General features: G+C 64.0%; 12 protein-coding genes. 11 read left to right on the top strand and 1 reads right to left on the bottom strand.

Going from position 1 to position 17,636, the window contains the following annotated elements; genetic code table 11:
• The first annotated feature begins 204 nt into the window (after positions 1–204).
• The 11 genes from Q362_RS18490 (at position 205) to Q362_RS0100520 (ending at position 15,591) form a co-directional block, all read left to right on the top strand.
• Positions 205–2,313: a methyl-accepting chemotaxis protein gene (locus tag Q362_RS18490; protein ID WP_084312103.1), complete on the top strand. Its 2,109-nt coding sequence runs from the start codon at positions 205–207 to the stop codon at positions 2,311–2,313.
• 446 nt (positions 2,314–2,759) lie between these two features.
• Positions 2,760–4,415 (top strand): DEAD/DEAH box helicase, encoded by a 1,656-nt coding sequence (locus Q362_RS0100570; protein ID WP_035215120.1) that lies wholly within the window; start codon positions 2,760–2,762, stop codon positions 4,413–4,415.
• Between the two features lie 36 nt (positions 4,416–4,451).
• Positions 4,452–5,858, top strand: coding sequence for a sigma-54-dependent transcriptional regulator (locus tag Q362_RS18485; protein WP_051553408.1), 1,407 nt, complete (start codon positions 4,452–4,454; stop codon positions 5,856–5,858).
• A 375-nt stretch (positions 5,859–6,233) separates the two neighbouring features.
• The gene (locus Q362_RS0100555; protein WP_028317073.1) at positions 6,234–6,464 is read left to right on the top strand and encodes an SPOR domain-containing protein; all 231 of its coding nucleotides are present in this window, start codon (positions 6,234–6,236) and stop codon (positions 6,462–6,464) included.
• A gap of 357 nt (positions 6,465–6,821) precedes the next feature.
• Positions 6,822–8,777, top strand: coding sequence for a proton-conducting transporter transmembrane domain-containing protein (locus Q362_RS0100550; RefSeq protein ID WP_028317072.1), 1,956 nt, complete (start codon positions 6,822–6,824; stop codon positions 8,775–8,777).
• An 18-nt stretch (positions 8,778–8,795) separates the two neighbouring features.
• Positions 8,796–9,710 carry a respiratory chain complex I subunit 1 family protein gene (locus tag Q362_RS0100545; protein WP_028317071.1) on the top strand — a complete coding sequence of 305 codons (915 nt, stop codon included), beginning with the start codon at positions 8,796–8,798 and terminating at the stop codon, positions 9,708–9,710.
• Positions 9,710–10,363, top strand: coding sequence for a hypothetical protein (locus tag Q362_RS0100540; RefSeq protein WP_028317070.1), 654 nt, complete (start codon positions 9,710–9,712; stop codon positions 10,361–10,363). Before Q362_RS0100545 ends, Q362_RS0100540 begins: the two co-directional genes overlap by 1 nt.
• Positions 10,364–10,365: 2 nt before the next feature.
• Positions 10,366–11,793, top strand: coding sequence for a proton-conducting transporter transmembrane domain-containing protein (locus Q362_RS0100535; protein WP_028317069.1), 1,428 nt, complete (start codon positions 10,366–10,368; stop codon positions 11,791–11,793).
• Positions 11,786–13,297 carry a hydrogenase large subunit gene (locus tag Q362_RS0100530; protein WP_028317068.1) on the top strand — a complete coding sequence of 504 codons (1,512 nt, stop codon included), beginning with the start codon at positions 11,786–11,788 and terminating at the stop codon, positions 13,295–13,297. The genes Q362_RS0100535 and Q362_RS0100530 overlap by 8 nt, the downstream gene beginning before the upstream one ends.
• 60 nt (positions 13,298–13,357) lie before the next feature.
• Positions 13,358–14,101, top strand: coding sequence for an NADH-quinone oxidoreductase subunit B family protein (locus Q362_RS0100525; RefSeq protein WP_028317067.1), 744 nt, complete (start codon positions 13,358–13,360; stop codon positions 14,099–14,101).
• Between the two features lie 266 nt (positions 14,102–14,367).
• The gene (locus tag Q362_RS0100520; protein ID WP_028317066.1) at positions 14,368–15,591 is read left to right on the top strand and encodes an EAL and HDOD domain-containing protein; all 1,224 of its coding nucleotides are present in this window, start codon (positions 14,368–14,370) and stop codon (positions 15,589–15,591) included.
• 135 nt (positions 15,592–15,726) lie between these two features.
• Here the strand turns inward: Q362_RS0100520 and Q362_RS0100515 are convergent, their stop codons facing one another.
• Positions 15,727–17,607 (bottom strand): bifunctional metallophosphatase/5'-nucleotidase, encoded by a 1,881-nt coding sequence (locus tag Q362_RS0100515; protein ID WP_028317065.1) that lies wholly within the window; start codon positions 17,605–17,607, stop codon positions 15,727–15,729.
• Positions 17,608–17,636 lie beyond the last annotated feature (29 nt).

Genomic DNA, 17,636 nt, shown 5'->3' with positions numbered 1-17,636 from the left:
CCATTTCTCCCTTGAACAGTCCGATTTTTATGGATTGAGACCAGTCCACCGCTGGCCGCATTCTGCGTCTCAATTTGCAATCTTTTAATTTTAATAACCATTCTTAAAAAATTGCCGTTCTGGCATGCTTCTCGCTTTTCACGGACAAACAGCCGTGCTCCGAGGCATGGCCATTATTTTCCTTCAGCATGCAACGAGGTTTCCATGAAGATTCGCACCCACTCCATCCAGTTCAAATTGCTGGCCACCGGACTGTTGTCCGTCCTGCTGCCCCTGTTGATCGTCGGCTACTTTTCCGTAACCAAGTCATCCGAGGCGCTGACACGCCTGGCCGAGGAAAAGGCGCACACCATGGCAGCAGACCTGGCACGGCTGGTGAGCAATCTGATGCAGGCCGAAAAGGATGCCGCCACCGTTCTGGCCGACTCGCAGATCGTCACCGCCAGCCTGGAAAAACTGTCCGGACCGGACGATACAACCGGCAAGGAGGCACAACGCGCCCTGTTCACCTTTCTCGGGCACCGGTTCAAGGTCATGAACCAGGCGGGGCAATATCAGGGGATCTTCGTTGCCGATGCCAGCGGCCGGATCGTCACGGGCGTGCTGGCCGGCGGCGAGGAGTACGCTCCGATCTCCATTGCCGACGACGAGGAATTCAGGCAGGCGAAACAGACCGGCGCCACCGCTGTCGGCGAGATGATTCTGTCCAAGGCCACGTCCAGGCCGGTCGTTCCCATCGCCGCCCCCATCCGCTCCGCTGCCGGTCACATGCTCGGCGTTGTCGGCCTGGTGCTCAAGGCGGACTATTTCACCCATCTCGTCTCGGACCGCAAGGTCGGCACGACCGGTTATGCCTTCATGGCGAACAGGGAAGGCGTCCTGATTGCCCATCCGAAGGAGGAGTACCTGCTCAAACTCAATCTCACCACCAGCAACGGCATGGAAGAGATCGTGGCCATGATGCGTGCCGGCAAGAGCGGGGTCGAGCCCTATGTCTTCAACAATATCGATAAAATCGCCGGATTCGCCCCCACGGGGATCAACGGCTGGTCGGTGGCGGTGACCCAGGACAGCGACGAATTCCTCGGCGCGGCCTACAATATCCGCACCGTCACCCTGGTCGTGACCGCAGTCGCCCTTACCCTGGTGGGCGCGATCCTCCTGTTCTCCGTCCGCAACATTGTCCGCCCCATCAATGCCGCCGTGGCCGGACTGAAGGATATCGCCCAGGGCGAGGGCGATCTGACCATGCGTCTTGAGGTCCGCTCAAAGGACGAAGTGGGCGAGTTGGCCACCTGGTTCAATCTCTTCATCGAGAAGTTGCAGCGCATTATCCGCGATGTCGCCGCCGGAGTGCACACGCTGTCGGCATCCTCGACCGAGTTGTCGCAGATCGCCGAGCTGATGAACCAGGGCTCCCAGCAGGCCTCCGGCAAATCCAATACCGTGGCCACCGCCGCCGAGGAGATGAGCGCCAACATGACCAACGTGGCCGCCGCCATGGAGCAATCGACCACCAACACCAACATCGTCGCCACCGCCTCGGAGGAGATGTCCGCCACCATCGCCGAGATCGCCCAGCATGCGGAAAAGGCGCGGCTCATCTCGGACAATGCCGCCAAGAAGGCGAACGCGGCCTCCGAAAATATCCACGAACTGGGGGAATCGGCCACCTCCATCGGCAAGGTGATCGAAACCATCACCGAGATCTCGGAACAGGTCAATCTGCTGGCCCTCAACGCCACCATCGAGGCGGCGCGGGCGGGAGAGGCGGGCCGGGGGTTCGCGGTCGTCGCCAATGAGATCAAGGAGTTGGCCAAGCAGACCGCCGCCGCCACCTACGACATCAAGGACAAGGTCGGCTCCATCCAGACCAACACCGGCAAGACCGTGCAGCAGATCTCCGAAATCAACGCGGTCATCACCGATGTCAACGATGTGGTGGGCAGCATCGCCACCGCCGTGGAGGAGCAGAGCGCGGCAACGCAGGAAATCGCCGCCAACGTCACCCAGATGTCCCAGGGGATCAAGGAGGTCAACGAAAACGTCAACCAGAGTTCGACGGTGGCGAACGAAATTGCCAAGGACATCGGCGATGTCAGCGTCATTGCCGGCGAGATGTTCACCAGCAGCTCGCAGGTGAGCGTCAGCGCCCATGAACTCTCGGCCCTGGCGGAACAGCTCAGCCAGATGGTCGACCAGTTCAAGACCGAAGACCAGCCGGCGACGGCCGACCGGCACCCGCAAGCCGTCCCTCGCGTTGCCCCTGTGCGCGCGGCCGGGCCGGCGGCCGGCCAGGCGGCCGCGGCGTAACCGCACCGCCTCCGGTGCACGCGATGGAACCGGTGGCCGTCCCGCAGGGGGCGGTCACCGGTTGCCGATGTCCCACGGACGGGCACCGCGCGCATCGCCGTGTCCGGCAAGGAACCGGGCGCACCACGGTCGCGGATCAGGTGACGATTGCTTGCGTTTTCCGGCCAGTTGCTGTATATGCCGTGGTATCGGACCTGCGCATTGATCCATTCTGGTGCGACCATGCACCATACGGTTGCCTGACCCATTCGGTCAGGCGTTTTTTGTTGTAGACGGCCGCGATGTCTCCGGCTTCCGCCCAGCGGAGCCGCAACGGCCGGGTTTGACAGTCGGGCTCTTCTCTTCCTGGATGGGGTCATCTGTTAACGGACAACAGGGACAACTGCCGCAAGGCGCTGCCCAACCCCAGGATTTTCAAGACAACATTGCTCACGAGGAGGAGCCTCATGCCCGCAACCTTCGCCGATTTTGGCCTGCATCCCGACCTGGTGCAGACCGTCACCGAACTCGGGTTCACCGAACCCACCCCCATCCAGCACACCGCCATTCCCCTGCTGCTCAGCGGCCGGGATCTGATCGGCCAGGCCCAGACCGGCACCGGCAAGACCGCCGCCTTCGGCCTGCCCCTGCTGCACGGAATCAATCCGGCCCGCCGGGGGATTCAGGCCCTGGTGCTGGCCCCGACCCGCGAACTGGCCATCCAGGTGGCCGAGGCCCTGGACCGCTACGGCCGGCAACGGGGGATCACCGTGCTCGCCGTGTACGGCGGCCAATCCTATCAGCAGCAATGCCGCAGCCTCCGCCAGGGGGTCGCGGTGGTGGTCGGCACCCCCGGCCGCCTGCTCGATCTGGCCGACCAGGGTTCGCTCGACCTCTCCACGGTCCGGACCGTGGTCCTCGACGAGGCCGACGAGATGCTCAGCATGGGCTTCATCGAGGATATCGAACGCATTTTCGACCGCATTCCGGCCGAGCGCCAGACCATGCTCTTTTCCGCCACCATCTCCAAACGGGTCCAGGAACTTTCCGCCCGCTACCTGCGCGAGCCGGAATCGGTGTCCATCACGCCCAGGCAGCTGACCGGCACCACCATTACCCAGCGCTACTACCTGGTCAACCAGCAGGACAAGGTGGCGGCCCTGACCCGGCTGTTCGAGATGGAAACTATCGACAGCGCCCTGATCTTCGTCCGTACCCGGATCGGCACCGGCGAGTTGGCCAACCAGCTGACCGCCCGCGGCTTTCCCGCGGAAGCCCTCAACGGCGACCTCAGCCAGGAGGCCCGCATCCAGGTGCTGACCCGCTACCGCAACGGCCAGGTCAAGGTCCTGGTGGCCACCGATGTCGCCGCCCGCGGCCTGGACATCGACGACATTTCCCATGTGTTCAACTTCGACCTGCCCGACGATCCGGAGGTGTATGTGCACCGCGTGGGGCGGACCGGCCGGGCCGGCCGGGAGGGCACCGCCGTTTCCCTGCTCACGCCCAGGGATCGCTGGCAACTGCGGCGGATCGAGGAGTTCACCCGCTTCAGACTAGAACGGGCCGAGCTGCCGAGCATCCAGCAGATCGAGAATCACCGCCAGGCCCTGCTGATGGAACAGATGGAGGTCTGGATCCGGCGCGGCCGCTGCCAGCGGGAACGGGAAGTGGTGGAGATGCTGATGCAGACCGGCCACCGGCCGGAAGACATTGCCGCCGCGGCCCTGAAGTTGGCACGAAAGGAAGAGAAAAAACGGCCCATCGAAGCCATCACGCCGATCAAGGAGGAACAGCTCCGGTCACGGGAGCGGAAACACGAGCGGTCCTTCCGCCGCGACGCCCAGGACGGCTCACCATCCGGGGGGCGCCGGCGATCGGACCGGGATCGGGACATGGTGCCGCTCAAACTCGATATCGGCCGGGCGGACGGCATCGGCGTCAACCACGTGGTGGCCTCGCTGACCCATTACTCCGGCGTCCATTCCGGCCAGTTGGGCAAGATCCGGCTGGAGGCCCACCACACCCTGGTCGACGTGCCCGAGTCCCTGGTGGGCCGTCTGCTCTCGAAAAACGGCGCCTACCGGATCGGCCGGCGCACCATCAACCTGGAACGGGCCTGAAGCCAGGGAGCGTACGCCGGAGGCCAGGCCGACGATATGGACGGAAGAATTCTCATCATCGAAGACGATCAGGAACTGGCGCAGATGCTGTGCATGCGGCTGTCACTGCTGGGATTCACCATCTCCCTGCACACGTACGGCCACCAGGGACTCGCCGCCGCCACCAGCGAACCGGTCGACGTCATCCTGACCGCCATCAACCTGCCCGATCTCAACGGCCTGGCGCTGTGCCGGGAAATCTCCGCCCGCTGGCCGGAGATTCCGGTGGTGATCATGACCGCCTTCGGCAGCATGGAGGCGGCCATCGACGCCATCCGGGCCGGGGCCTACGATTTCATCACCAAACCCTTCGACATCAATCTCCTGGAACTGGTCCTGACCCGGGCCGTCACCCACCGGCGGCTCCAGGAAAGCGTCAAGCAACTCAGCAAGGCCCTGGAGCAGACCCGGTCCCTCGACGAACTGGTCGGCGAAAGCCAGGTCATGCAGGCACTGTTTTCCAAGCTGCTCAGGATCGCCGATTCCGAGGCGGCGGTCCTGCTCACCGGCGAAAGCGGATCGGGCAAGGAACTCGCCGCCCGGGTCATCCACAAATACAGCCGGCGCGCCAAGCAACCCCTGGTGGCCATCAACTGCTCGGCCATGCCCGAGTCCCTGCTGGAAAGCGAGCTGTTCGGCCATGTCAAGGGCGCCTTCACCAGCGCCCATTCCGATCACAAGGGCTTGTTTCTGGCCGCGAACGGCGGCACGCTGCTCCTCGACGAAATCGGTGAACTGCCGCTTTCCCTGCAACCCAAACTGCTGCGCGTGCTCGAAGACCGTTGCGTCCGGCCCTTGGGGAGCACGGTCGAAAAACCCTTTGACGTACGGGTGATCGCCATCACCAACCGGAACCTGGAGGCGGCCGTGGCCGAGGGGACTTTCCGCGAAGACCTGCTCTACCGGTTGAACGTGATCACCGTGCAGGTGCCGCCCCTGCGCACCAGGGGGATGGACATCCTGCTGCTCGCCGAGAAATACATCGAGCTCTATGCCTCCCAACAGAACAAGAACATCACCGGCATGACCAACGCCACCGCCCACAAACTGCTGGCCTACCGCTGGCCCGGCAATGTCAGGGAACTGCGCAATGCCATGGAACATGCCGTCACCCTGACCAATCACCGGAAAATCATCCCCGACGACCTTCCCGAACGAATTCTCTCCTTCCGCCATGAACCGCCGCCGCACCAGCAAGGACTGCCGGGGCCGGGCGAATTGGTGCCCATGGCGGAGATGATGCACCGGTACATGCACCATGTCCTTGCCATGGTCGGCGGCAACCGGACCCTGGCCGCCCAGATTCTCCAGATCGACCGCAAGACCCTGTACCGCAAGCTCCACAACCAGGGCGATCCCGACGGCCCGATCCCCGCCCTGTTTTCCGGTCCTTTTGGCGCGTAGCCGAGGCATATTGCCCCGTCGGGGGCACATTGCCCCAGCCCTGCACGATCAGGCCTAGACCGCCCGTTGTCCGCCGCCCGCTGCGCGCCACAAAATATTTCAATATATTCGCAGCATTATTTCTCGAACCGTTGTTCCACCGCCGGAACAATTTCGGCCACAGCCCACGACCAGCCCGGCGCTTCCACCGCCTCGCTTGCCGGCATACCTCGTTCAACCACCATTGTTTCCATCGATATCCCGTCCCCCGGCATTCTTTTCCCGGTCGGGCACGGCTCGCTCCCGTGACAAAATCCGTTTACTGGCACGGCCCATGCAGAACGTTTTGGTTGATAACGAAAACCCCACGCGTTCAATCAACGACAAAGGTGTGCCATGACCGTGATGATCGGCATCCACCAGCAGCAGGACAAGGTGGACAAGCTGTGTGAAAACCTAGGGCTACGCGCTATCCCGCTGGCAGCGGTCGGCCCGTTTCCCACCAAGAACGAGGCCCTGGCCTGGCAGCAGGCCATACGGCGAAAAATAGGCGACTGCCAGGTCATCGAAATGGCCGGCACCGAGGATAGGACGACGCCCTGGTACGGCTTCACCTTTGAGCAATGAACGGCCCTTGAAAACGGGGGACTCCGGTGATGGCGCCCTCCCCTGCCCCTGATCTTGAGCCCCCACAGTTTCATAGCGCATCCGATCCACCTTTTCCCCGCGCCCAGGTAGATTTTCGCGGCAGAGCCCTGTTCGCCGCCGTTTCGATCCATGGCCGCCACGTGGTTGTCCCGTGCACGCCTTCCCTCCACCGCCCCGCCCCATGGTTCGCCCCTGTGACCCGCTTGCGCACCCGCCCGGCCAGGGTATCCGGTCGCGGCATGACGGTCCGCCGGCCGTGCGCATGAGTCGAGATACGGCGCGGAGTGGGACTTTGCCGAAAATTCGATCCCTTGCCGGCGCGGCCGGTACCTTGCCATGGAACTCGTATTGACCGCCCTGGGGCTCATTCTGGCCGGCGGCCTGGTGCCCCTGCCCATGCAGCGATGGAGCACAGGCGCCCGAGCCACGCATATCGCGCTCCTCGCGGCCGGTTGCCTGACCGGAATGATCGGCCTCTTCCTGACCTGGAACCAGGAGGCCATCTCCGCATTCTCCTGCACTTGGCTCCAGGTCCTGCCCCTGGCCCTGGCCCTGGATTCATTGACCGCCGTCTTCCTGCTGCCGGTCTTCCTGCTCGCCCCGATCGTCGCCCTCTACGGCTATCAGTACCTCGACCGCGACGTTTCCCCCTGGCAGACCGGCGCGCACCAGTTGTGCTTCAGCCTGCTGATCGCGGCCATGGTCCTGGTCACCCTGGCCGACAATCTGTTCGCCTTTGCCCTGGCCTGGGAACTGATGTCCCTCGCCTCCTATCTCCTGGTGCTCTACGACCACGAGCACGAGGAAAGCCGGCGGGCGGCCACGCTCTACCTGCTCTTCACCCAGGCCGGCGCCCTGATGATTTTTGCCGCCTTCGGCCTGCTCTTCCAGGCCACCGGCAGCTTTACCTTCGCGCAATGGGGACAGGCGCCGCATGCCGTCAAGCTCACCGCTTTTTTCCTGGCCCTGGTCGGCTTCGGTTCCAAGGCCGGTGTCATGCCGCTGCACATCTGGCTGCCCCATGCCCACCCGGCCGCCCCCAGCCATGTCTCGGCCCTGATGTCCGGAGTGATGATCAAAATGGGCGTCTACGGCCTCCTCCGCCTCTATTTTCTTCTCGACGAGCCGGCCCCGGTTCTGGCCCGGACCGTGCTCGGCCTGGGCATGATCTCGGGCGTGCTCGGCGTGGCGTACGCCCTCGGCAAACACGACATCAAGCGGCTTCTGGCCTACCACAGCATCGAGAATATCGGCATCATCCTCATCGGCTGCGGTCTGGGCATGCTGGGGATCGCCTCGCACAACCCGGCCATGACGGCCTTCGGTTTTGCCGGCGGCCTGCTGCACGTGCTCAACCACGCCCTGTTCAAATCGCTGCTGTTCATGGGTGCCGGCGCCATCATCCAGAAAACCGGCTGCCGGCATCTCGATCAACTGGGCGGCCTGATGCGGCGCATGCCCGTCACCGGCCGGACCTTTCTCACCGGCTCGGTGGCCATTGCCGGCCTGCCGCCCCTAAACGGCTTTGTCAGCGAATTGCTCATCTATTGCGCCGCCTTTCAGGGAGTCCGCCTCCAGGGGCCGGACGCGCTCCTCGCCATGGCCGCCATCCTGGCCCTGGCGCTTATCGGCGGCCTTGCCTCGGCCTGCTTCACCAAGGTGGTGGGCATCGTCTTCCTCGGCGAACCGCGCCGTCCCCTGTCGTCGCCAATCGCCGAATCGGGCCTGTCCATGCGCGCGGCCATGATCGTCCTGGCCCTGGCCTGCGTGCTGATCGGCCTCTGGCCGGAACCGTTCATCCGCATGGCGCTCCACGGCCTGCGCGACCTAGTCGCGCCGGCTGCCGGCTCGCCCGACCCGCTCGGTTCCCTGCCGGAGAACCTGGCCCTGGCAACCCGGATGTTCCTCGCCGTGTTCCTGCTCCTGGCCGCCTGCCGCCACCTCGTCTACCGGAATAAACCCGTGACCCAGGGGGCGACTTGGGGCTGCGGCTTCACCCGGCCGACCGCCCGGATCCAGTACACCGGCACTTCCTATGCCAGGGAGGTGGTCGAGTTTCACCAGCCCTTCGTCAAAATCCGCACGGTCCACAAGCCGATCACCAAAATCTTTCCCGGCCTGACCCATTATGCCAGCACGGTAGAAGACCGGGCCGAGATCGGGCTCCATCGCCTGCTCGTGGCGCCGATCCTGCGGGTCGCGGATAAACTGCGCTGGATTCAGCACGGCCACATTCAACTCTATATCGGCTACATCGTCCTGACCATCGCCGTCCTGCTGCTGGTGGTCTAGCCCGGATCAAGGTTTGCCATGGAATCCGTTCTCTCATTCGGCCTGGCCCTGGTGCTGGCCCCGCTCTTCCCCGGCATCATTTTAAAGGTGAAGGCCCTCTTTGCCGGCAAACAGGGGCCGCCGCTTCTGATCAAATACTGGACCCTGGCCAAGCTGCTGCGCAAGGGCTCGGTCTACAGCACCAGCACCAGTTTCGTCTTCCGTCTGGGTCCTCTGGTCGCCTGCGCCACCGCCATTGCCGCCCTGCTCTTTTTTCCCTTTGCCGGCAAGGCGCCGCTGGTGTCCTTCCATGGCGATGTCATCGTCCTGTTCTACCTCCTGGGCCTCGGTCGCTTCTTCACCATCGCCGCCGCCCTGGACACCGGCTCGCCCTTCGAGGGCATGGGCGCGGCCCGCGAAGCCTTTTTCGGCACCCTCGCCGAAGCGGCCATCTTCGCCGTATTGATCCTCTTCTTCCGCTTAAACGGCTCGCTCATCCTGGCCGGATACTTCACCGGCAACCAGCCGATCGCCATCGCCGGTCCCCAGGGCGCCCTGCTGATCCTGGCGGTGGTCGCCCTGTTCATGCTCCTGCTCGCGGAAAACTCGCGGGTGCCGGTGGACGATCCGGCCACCCACCTGGAGCTGACCATGATCCACGAAGTGATGATCCTCGATCACAGCGGCCCGGACCTGGCCCTGATCGAACTGGGCGCCTTCTACAAGCTCTTCCTGTACGCGGCCCTGATCGCCAGCCTGCTCAAGCCCGCCGGCCTCGCTGGCCCTTTTGCCGGCACCCTGGCGTTTTACGCCCTGATGGCCGTGGTCTACGTGGCCATCGGTATCACCGAGTCGCTCACCGCCCGGCTGAAAATGAACATGGTGCCCAAATACATCCTCACCTCGTTCGCCTTGGTCTTTTTCGCCATCATCCTCACCGTGGAGATTGCCTGATGAACACCGGCATCGACGTCGTCCTGGTTGTCATTCTGCTGTCGGTCCTGCTGTCGCTGGCCTCCAGCCGGATGATGGCTCTGGTCAAGATCATGGCCCTGCAGGGTGCCATGGTTTCCATCGCTCCACTGCTCCTCGACGAGCACAGCCCACTCAGCAACGAGGGCATTCTTTTCTTCCAGCTCATGTTCCTGATCAAGGCGGCGCTCATCCCCGGCCTGCTCTACCTGGCGGTGACCAAAGTGGCGATCAAGCGCGAGGTCGAGCCCATCGTCGGCTACCACGCCTCCCTGGTGGTCGGACTCGGCCTGATCCTCCTGTCGGCCTACATCACCCATCACCTGGGTATCTCCCTGACCGGTGACGCCGCCCTGCTGCTGATCGCGGCCATCACCACCCTGGGCGGCGGCCTGTTTCTGATGATGAGCCGCACCAAAGCCATCACTCAGGTCATCGGCTACCTGATGCTGGAAAACGGGATCTACCTGGTGGGCACCGCCCTCACCGGCCAGTCGCACAGCATCTATCTGGTCGAATTCGGCGTGCTGCTCGACCTCCTGGTCGGGGTGATGATCATGGGGATCATTCTCCACAACATCAACCGCACCTTCGACGACGTCGACACCGCCTACCTCGGGCAACTCAAGGATTGACCATGCTGGAAGCCATTTTTTTCCTGCCGCTGCTCACCGGGCTGCTGACCCTGTGCCTGCCGGTCAGATCGGGCCGGGTCGTGCTGATGGCGGTGGCCCTGCTCCACCTGGGCCTGACCGGCTTCTGCTGGCTGCACGCCCCGGCCCCGCATCTGCCCACCTATTTCGGCAACGGGCCGGCCGGGGTCCTGGTCCTGCTGGTCATCTCGTTCATCTTCGTCTGCATCGCCCCCTACAGCATCTTCTACATGCGCGAGCAGGAGATGCGGAGCGAGCCGATCTTCCTCGGCTGCATGCAACTCTTTCTCGGCACCATGAGCATGGCCGCCCTGGCCGACCATCCCATCGTGCTGTGGATCGCCATCGAGGCCACCACCTTGGCCAGCGCACCGCTCATCTTCATCAACCGCTCGAAAAAAGCCCTGGAAGCCACCTGGAAATACGTGCTGATCTGCTCGGTGGGGATCGCCCTGGCCCTGCTCGGCTTCTTTTTCATCACCCTGGCCCTGGACCGGGCTGGCATCGACGTACCATTGACCTTCTCCGCCCTGAACGAGGCCGCCCGCCAGCTCGATCCGCTCTGGCTGCGGACCGGCTTCATCTTCGTGCTCATCGGCTTCGGCACCAAGATGGGACTGGCGCCGATGCACACCTGGCTGCCGGATGCCCACAGCGAGGCGCCCAGCCCGGCCTCGGCCCTGCTGTCCGGGGCACTGCTCAACTGTGCTTTTCTAGGTATCTACAAGGTGCACTGTCTGATGGTCCTGGCCGGCCTCGGCGAGTTTTCCGGCTCCCTGCTCATCGGCTTCGGCCTCCTCTCCATCGCGGTGGCCGGGATCTTCATCCTCAACCAGCCGGATTACAAGCGGATGCTCGCCTATTCGAGCATCGAGAACATGGGGGTGATCGCCCTCGGCATCGGGGTCGGCGGCCTGGGCCTGTACGGCGCCATGCTCCATCTCATCCACCATTCGCTGCTCAAATCCTCCCTCTTCCTCTCGGCCGGCAACCTGGTGCTCGGTTTCGGCACCAAGCTGGTCGCGCAGTGCGGCGGCATGGCGCGGCTACTGCCCCGCACCTGTCTCGGTTTCTTCGCCGGCTTCCTCGGCATCTCCGGCCTGCCGCCGTTCGGCATCTTCGTCAGCGAGCTGATGATCCTGACCGGCGCCATCCAGACCGGGCACCCAATAGCCGCAGGCCTGTTTATCGCCGCGCTGGTGCTGGTGGTGGCCGGCTTTGCCCGGATCGCCACCGACATGGCCTTCGGTCCCGTTCGGGAAGAGGTGCTGGTGCCGGAGCAGACGGTGCGGATCGTGCCGCCGCTGGCCCTGCTCGCGACCTCGGTGCTGCTCTGCGTCTGGATGCCCGAACCGCTCTACGAAACCATCACCAGCACCATCGCCATGATCGGAGGGACCCTCCATGGCTAGTCTGCTCCGGATCGGCAACGGCGAGGTGGTGCCCCGCCAGCACATTCCCCGGATCGATTTTCCCCGTTTCCTCCGGGTGCTGACCGACTTCGTCCGCTGCAACGGCTACATCGTCCAGTTCTTCGCCTACCCCGAAGGGGAGCGGATGCGACTGTTGGCCGTGCTCCGCAACAGCGAACTCCACGTGGTCGAAACCGAGGTGGAGCGGGACTATCCCTCGCTGACTCTGTTGGCCGGGGCCAAGTTCAACCTGTTCGAACGGGAGATCGCCGAGCAGTACGGCCTGCGGCCCAACGGCCATCCCTGGCTGAAGATGGTGCGCTACCATGCCAATGCGAGCGGCCGGCCCGATGTCTTCGGCAACGACTACCGCACCGACATTCCCGGCAACTATCCCTATTACCGGGTCGAGGGCGAGGCCATCCACGAGGTGGGGGTCGGGCCGGTGCACGCCGGCATCATCGAGCCCGGCCATTTCCGCTTCCAATGCGCCGGCGAGGAAGTGCTCCATCTGGAGATCCAGTTGGGCTACCAGCACCGGGGAGTCGAACGCCTGCTGACCACGGTGCCGCAACGGCGCTGGCCCATCCTCTGCGAGGCCATCGCCGGCGATACCGCCATCGGCCACAACCTCTGCTGCTGCCAGGCCATCGAAGCCCTGGCCGGGCTGGATGTCGAACCGGGCGCCCGCACGGTGCGGACCATTGCCCTGGAACTGGAACGGCTGGCCAACCACATCGGCGATCTCGGCGCCCTGAGCGGCGACGTGGCCTTCAATCCGCCCGCCGCCTATTTCGGCCGCATCCGGGGCGAGTTCCTCAACCTGCTGCTGGAGCTGTGCGGCAACCGCTTCGGCAAGAGTCTCGTGCGGCCGGGTGGCGTCACCCAGGCCATGGGAGGCGAGCAGCGGCGGATCATTTGCGCCAAGATCAAGGAATTGCGGGAGGAAATCGTCCAGGTCTGCGACCTGCTCTTCTCCGCCCACACCGTCCTGGCCCGTTTCGAGTACACCGGCACAGTCAATCGGGCCCTGGCCGATCAACTGGGCCTGGTGGGGCCCTGCGGCCGGGCCTCGGGCCTGGAATACGACGTGCGCGAATTCTTTCCCACCGAACGATATGCGGACCTGCCCGCCATCACCAACCGGGCGACCAACGGCGACGTCTACAGCCGGGCCATGGTCCGGCGCGAGGAAATCGTCCATGCGCTCGACCTGATTGAACAGCTCCTGGCCGCGCCGGAGGAGGCGCACCAGCCGGTGCGGTCGGCCGAACGTCGACTGGCCCCGGCCAGTTTCGTGGTCACCCTCAACGAGGGCTGGCGGGGCGAGGTGTCCCACTGCCTGCTCACCGACGACGACGGGGCGCTGCTCCGCTACAAGATCAAGGACCCGTCCTTCCACAACTGGACAGGACTGGCCATGGCCCTGCGCAACCAGGCCATCTCCGACTTTCCTCTCTGCAACAAGAGTTTCAACCTCAGTTACTGCGGTTTCGATCTGTAGGGGGACAGGGATGGACAGACAGGACAGGGCGGTGGCCAACCGCCTCGACAGGGGAACAACATGTTCAAGGTAATCGGCACCAGACTGAACCAGGGATACCGGACCAGCCCTTATCCAAACCAACCGGTGCGGCTCTCTTCCCGTTTTCGCGGTTTGCCCGAGATCAACGCCGCCTGCGACCCTGCCATCGTCCGCCGGTGCGCGGGCCTCTGCCCGCAGGAAGCGATCGCCGCCGAAAAACGGACCATCGATCTGGGCCGCTGCACCTTCTGCGGCGCCTGCGCCCAGGTGGAAGACGGCGCCTTCGTCCGCTTCAGCGGCATCTTCGAGATGGGGGCGGCCCGCCGCGAGGATCTGATCGTCAGCGGCGCCCTGCCCGACCTGGCCAGCCACGCCAAGGCCCATTTCAAAAAACTGTTCGGCCGTTCGCTCCAGCTCCGCCAGGTCTCGGCCGGTGGCTGCAATGCCTGCGAGGCCGACACCAATGTTCTGAATACGCCGTTTTTCGACCTTTCCCGGTTTGGCATCGATTTCGTCGCCTCGCCCCGGCATGCCGACGGCATCCACGTCACCGGACCGATCACCCGCAACATGCGCACCGCCCTGCTCGACACCTACGCCGCCGTGCCCGCGCCCAAGGTAGTGATCGCCAGCGGCTGCTGCGCCATCTCGGGCGGCCCCTTTTACGGCTCGGAAGACATCATCGGCGACCTGAACAGCCTCATTCCCGTCGACCTCTATATCCCCGGCTGTCCGCCGCATCCCCTGACCACGCTGCACGCCCTGCTGGCCTTCTTCAAATAATGGCTCAGAAGCGGTGCCGGCGCGCTCGACGGCCAGCCGGCGCACCCGGCCCGTCCGCTTCGCTCCGGCCGCAGCGGGCCCGCGCTCACTCCGCCATGCCCGGTGCAAGCAAAGAATTTGCGCGTGTTGGGCGAAAAACCTTCCGCCTTTGATGCCGTTTCGATATTGTTAAAGACATCGGTTCCCGGAACATCGCGTCATGGCCTCCCGGGAGGGGCGCCTCTTGCTGTTCCAACCGTTTTTCAACGCAGGACAAGGGGCAGACGATGGATGTGTATATCGCGCGGCAACCCATCTTTGATCGGCAGAGGCGCCTGTTCGCCTACGAGGTGCTCTACCGGTCGAGCATGGACAATGCCTTCCCCGAGCACATGAACAGCGACGAGGCCACCCATACCGTCCTGGCCCATGTCCTGTTCAACATCGGCCTGGACGCGATAACCGGTCGCCATCGGGCCCTGATCAACTTCACCGAAAACCACCTCCTCCAGAAGACACCGATCCAGCTGCCCCGGAAGCGCTGCATCGTCGAGATCCTGGAGTCGATCCTCCCCTCCCCGAGCGTGTTTGCGGCCTGCAAGGAGTTGAAGGAGCAGGGATACACCCTGGCCCTCGACGATTTCGACTTCAATGAACAATCTGCCCAATTGATTCCTTCGGTCCACATCGTCAAGGTCGATCTGCAAGCGGCCGACCGGGAACGCCTGACGGACAACATGGCCCGGATGCGGTGCTATCCGGGCGTTGCCTGGCTCGCCGAAAAAATTGAGAGCTATCAGGAGTTCCAATTGGCGCTGTCGTTGGGCTTCAGCTATTTCCAGGGCTATTTCCTCGACAAGCCGGAGGTGCTCAAGAACAGGACCATCGATACCTCGAAAATCGTGCTGCTCAACCTGCTGGCTGAAGTCTGCCGGCCCGAGGTCGATCTGCGCAGAATCGAACGGCTGGTGAGTCCGGATGTCTCGCTTTCCTACAAACTCTTCCGCTACATCAACTCCGCCTACTATTCACTGGTCCGCAAGGTCTCTTCGGTCCGTTATGCCCTGGCCTATCTGGGGGAGAGCGGCGTGCGGCAGTTCATTTCGCTGGCCGCCGCCTCGGAAATCTCCGTGGGCAAGCCCTCAGAACTGATGCGCCTGTCGATGATCAGGGCGCAACTCTGCCAGCTCCTGGCCGAGCTCGGCAACAAACCGGCGGACGGATCCCAGCTCTTTCTCCTCGGCCTCTTCTCCCTGCTCGATGCCATGCTCGACATGCCCATGGCCGAACTCACCGCCAAGCTGCCGCTCACCGATGGGCTGAAAAACGCTCTCGACAAGCGCACAGGTCCGCTGGCCCCCTATCTCCAGGCGGTTGCAGCCTACGAACGGGGCGAGTTTCACGCCTGCGCCGACTTTCTCCGGCAGCTCGGTATCGCCCCGGAGGCCATGATCGACGCCTATCTCAAGGCGCTGGCCTGGGCGGACCAGTTCGACGCCAGTATCGGCTGAAACCCGCCCGACCCTGCCGGCCACCGTTCCTTCCCGTTTCCCAGGCCAATTCCGGCCGGCCATGGTCGCGGGGCAATCCCCGGTCCGCATGGACCAGGACAGGAAACAACAGCCCGCCCCTCGCGGGCACGTTCTTCAGAGGCTGTCGACAAACCGCTGGGTGCTGTACTCCCTGACCGGCAACGGCCGCAGCACCTTGTGCTCACCGGGCAGTTTTTCGAGGTATTTGAGAAAGGCCTCGGCATAATCGAGCCCCACCTCGACCCGCCGCTCACCGGTGATGTTTTTCAGGCTGGCGAAGGAATCGCCGCCGTCGGCAAGGAAGGAAATGGTGACCACCTTGTAGGTCGCGTTGAGGTCAAAGGGCCGGTAGCTGCCGTCAGCCGCCCGGATTTCCAGGTGGGAGAGACGCGCACCCTTGGGCTTGGTCAGATCGAGCCGCCAGCGGAGTCCGCCGGTGTAGGGATAGCAGCCGGTATTGCCCGCCGGTCCGGCCACGCCTTCCACCGCATCCTCGAGGGCAGCCTTGACCTCGGCGCCGGTGGCGTTGAGCTGCACCAGGGTGTTCTTGAACGGCAGGACCGTGTACACGTCCTTGATCGTGACAGGCCCCTTGGGAAGATCGATCCGGACACCGCCGCCGTTCTGAATGGAGAGATCGGCACCGAAGAACGCCTTGCCCTGTTGCAGGAAGGCCTCGGCGACAATCTGCTGGATATCGCCGCCATGGGCGTTGACCCGTTCGTTGGCGTTGCAGGCATCGCCGAGGGAAGAGCGGGAGGTGTCGCGCTGGTTGCCCGGCACCCGCCGCAGACAGAGGTTGTCCGTGGCGGTGGCCACCACGGTGGCGCCCATCGCCTCTTTCTGCTTCGCATAGGGAGCGAGGATGGCTTCGGCCTGCGGGTCCGGGGCGGTTATCCGCAGGACTTTGCCGGCATCGATGTCGGCGCGCACGGCGGCGGTCTCCGCCGCATTGAGCGGCTGGTCACCGCGGCTGAACCGGTCGCCGAGCAGTACCCAGGGAGTTCCGGTGCAATCGCTGACCTCACCGGCCGCATCGAAGCGCACCCGCATCTCGCCGACCACGTAGCCGTACTGCCAGGCCTGACCAATGCACACCGGCTTGCCGTCCCGGTCCGTGCTCCGGGTTGGATACGGTCCTTCCGGGGTCATGCCGTATTCCTTCAGATTGTCGGGCCCGAGCAGGGAATGGGAATCTCCTCCGATCACCACGTCGACGCCGCTCAGTTCCCTGACCAGCGCCTGATCGGCCCGGTAACCGATGTGGGTCGAGAGAATGATCTTGTCGATGCCCTGGCTTCGGAGGCGGTCGATCTCCGCCTGGGCCATGGTCGCCTCGTCGAGCAGAACGGTATCGGGATCGGGTTGGGAGGAGTTCTTGGATTTGCCGGCCACGGTCAGCCCGATGATCCCGATCTTCTGGCCGCCGCGCTCAAGCACCACGGAGGGGAGAACCGTCTCCGGGGGCACGGTGCCGTGCATCGGCGAGGAGGCGCCGAAACGGACATTGGCGCTCAGCACCGGGGTTTTGCACTTATCTTCGTGGAGAAATCCTATCAGTCTTTTGATGCCGGCGTCGGTATTGTCGAATTCATGATTGCCCAGGGTGAACGCATCGAAGCAGACCGCGTTCATGAGTTCGGCATCCGCCCTGCCCTCGGTGAGGGTATAATAGAGGTCGCCGGTGCTGGCATCGCCGCTGTGGATTTTGACCACATGGGAGGATTCTTTTTCCAAGTCCCTGATTGCCCCGACCACCCTGGCGAAGCCGCCCCGCTCCACGGTCACCGGTTCGCGCCTGCCGTCGCCGGTGGCCAGTTGCAGGGTGGCCGGCTCCGGATCGAGATGGGAATGGTGGTCGTTGATGTGCAGTACGGTCAGCTCGAACGGCTGCGGGCCGCCGGGTCGATGACCTGCGGCTTCCCGGCTCGGGGTTCCGCAACCGGCGAGGGCGAGAATCAGGACGAAAACAACGGCGAGGGCAGGCTGGCGCATGGATGCTCCTGGATAAAAGGAAACGGGGC

The organism is Desulfobulbus elongatus DSM 2908 (assembly GCF_000621145.1).
In the GTDB taxonomy this organism is placed as follows: domain Bacteria; phylum Desulfobacterota; class Desulfobulbia; order Desulfobulbales; family Desulfobulbaceae; genus Desulfobulbus; species Desulfobulbus elongatus.
This window is presented reverse-complemented; position numbering and strand designations above follow the sequence as displayed.

Bases quoted from the DNA above. Each gene is read 5' to 3' on its own strand.
- Q362_RS18490 (WP_084312103.1), top strand. From the start codon at position 205: ATGAAGATTCGCACCCACTCCATCCAGTTCAAATTGCTGGCCACCGGA.
- Q362_RS0100570 (WP_035215120.1), top strand. From the start codon at position 2,760: ATGCCCGCAACCTTCGCCGATTTTGGCCTGCATCCCGACCTGGTGCAG.
- Q362_RS18485 (WP_051553408.1), top strand. From the start codon at position 4,452: ATGGACGGAAGAATTCTCATCATCGAAGACGATCAGGAACTGGCGCAG.
- Q362_RS0100555 (WP_028317073.1), top strand. From the start codon at position 6,234: ATGACCGTGATGATCGGCATCCACCAGCAGCAGGACAAGGTGGACAAG.
- Q362_RS0100550 (WP_028317072.1), top strand. From the start codon at position 6,822: ATGGAACTCGTATTGACCGCCCTGGGGCTCATTCTGGCCGGCGGCCTG.
- Q362_RS0100545 (WP_028317071.1), top strand. From the start codon at position 8,796: ATGGAATCCGTTCTCTCATTCGGCCTGGCCCTGGTGCTGGCCCCGCTC.
- Q362_RS0100540 (WP_028317070.1), top strand. From the start codon at position 9,710: ATGAACACCGGCATCGACGTCGTCCTGGTTGTCATTCTGCTGTCGGTC.
- Q362_RS0100535 (WP_028317069.1), top strand. From the start codon at position 10,366: ATGCTGGAAGCCATTTTTTTCCTGCCGCTGCTCACCGGGCTGCTGACC.
- Q362_RS0100530 (WP_028317068.1), top strand. From the start codon at position 11,786: ATGGCTAGTCTGCTCCGGATCGGCAACGGCGAGGTGGTGCCCCGCCAG.
- Q362_RS0100525 (WP_028317067.1), top strand. From the start codon at position 13,358: ATGTTCAAGGTAATCGGCACCAGACTGAACCAGGGATACCGGACCAGC.
- Q362_RS0100520 (WP_028317066.1), top strand. From the start codon at position 14,368: ATGGATGTGTATATCGCGCGGCAACCCATCTTTGATCGGCAGAGGCGC.
- Q362_RS0100515 (WP_028317065.1), bottom strand. From the start codon at position 17,607: ATGCGCCAGCCTGCCCTCGCCGTTGTTTTCGTCCTGATTCTCGCCCTC.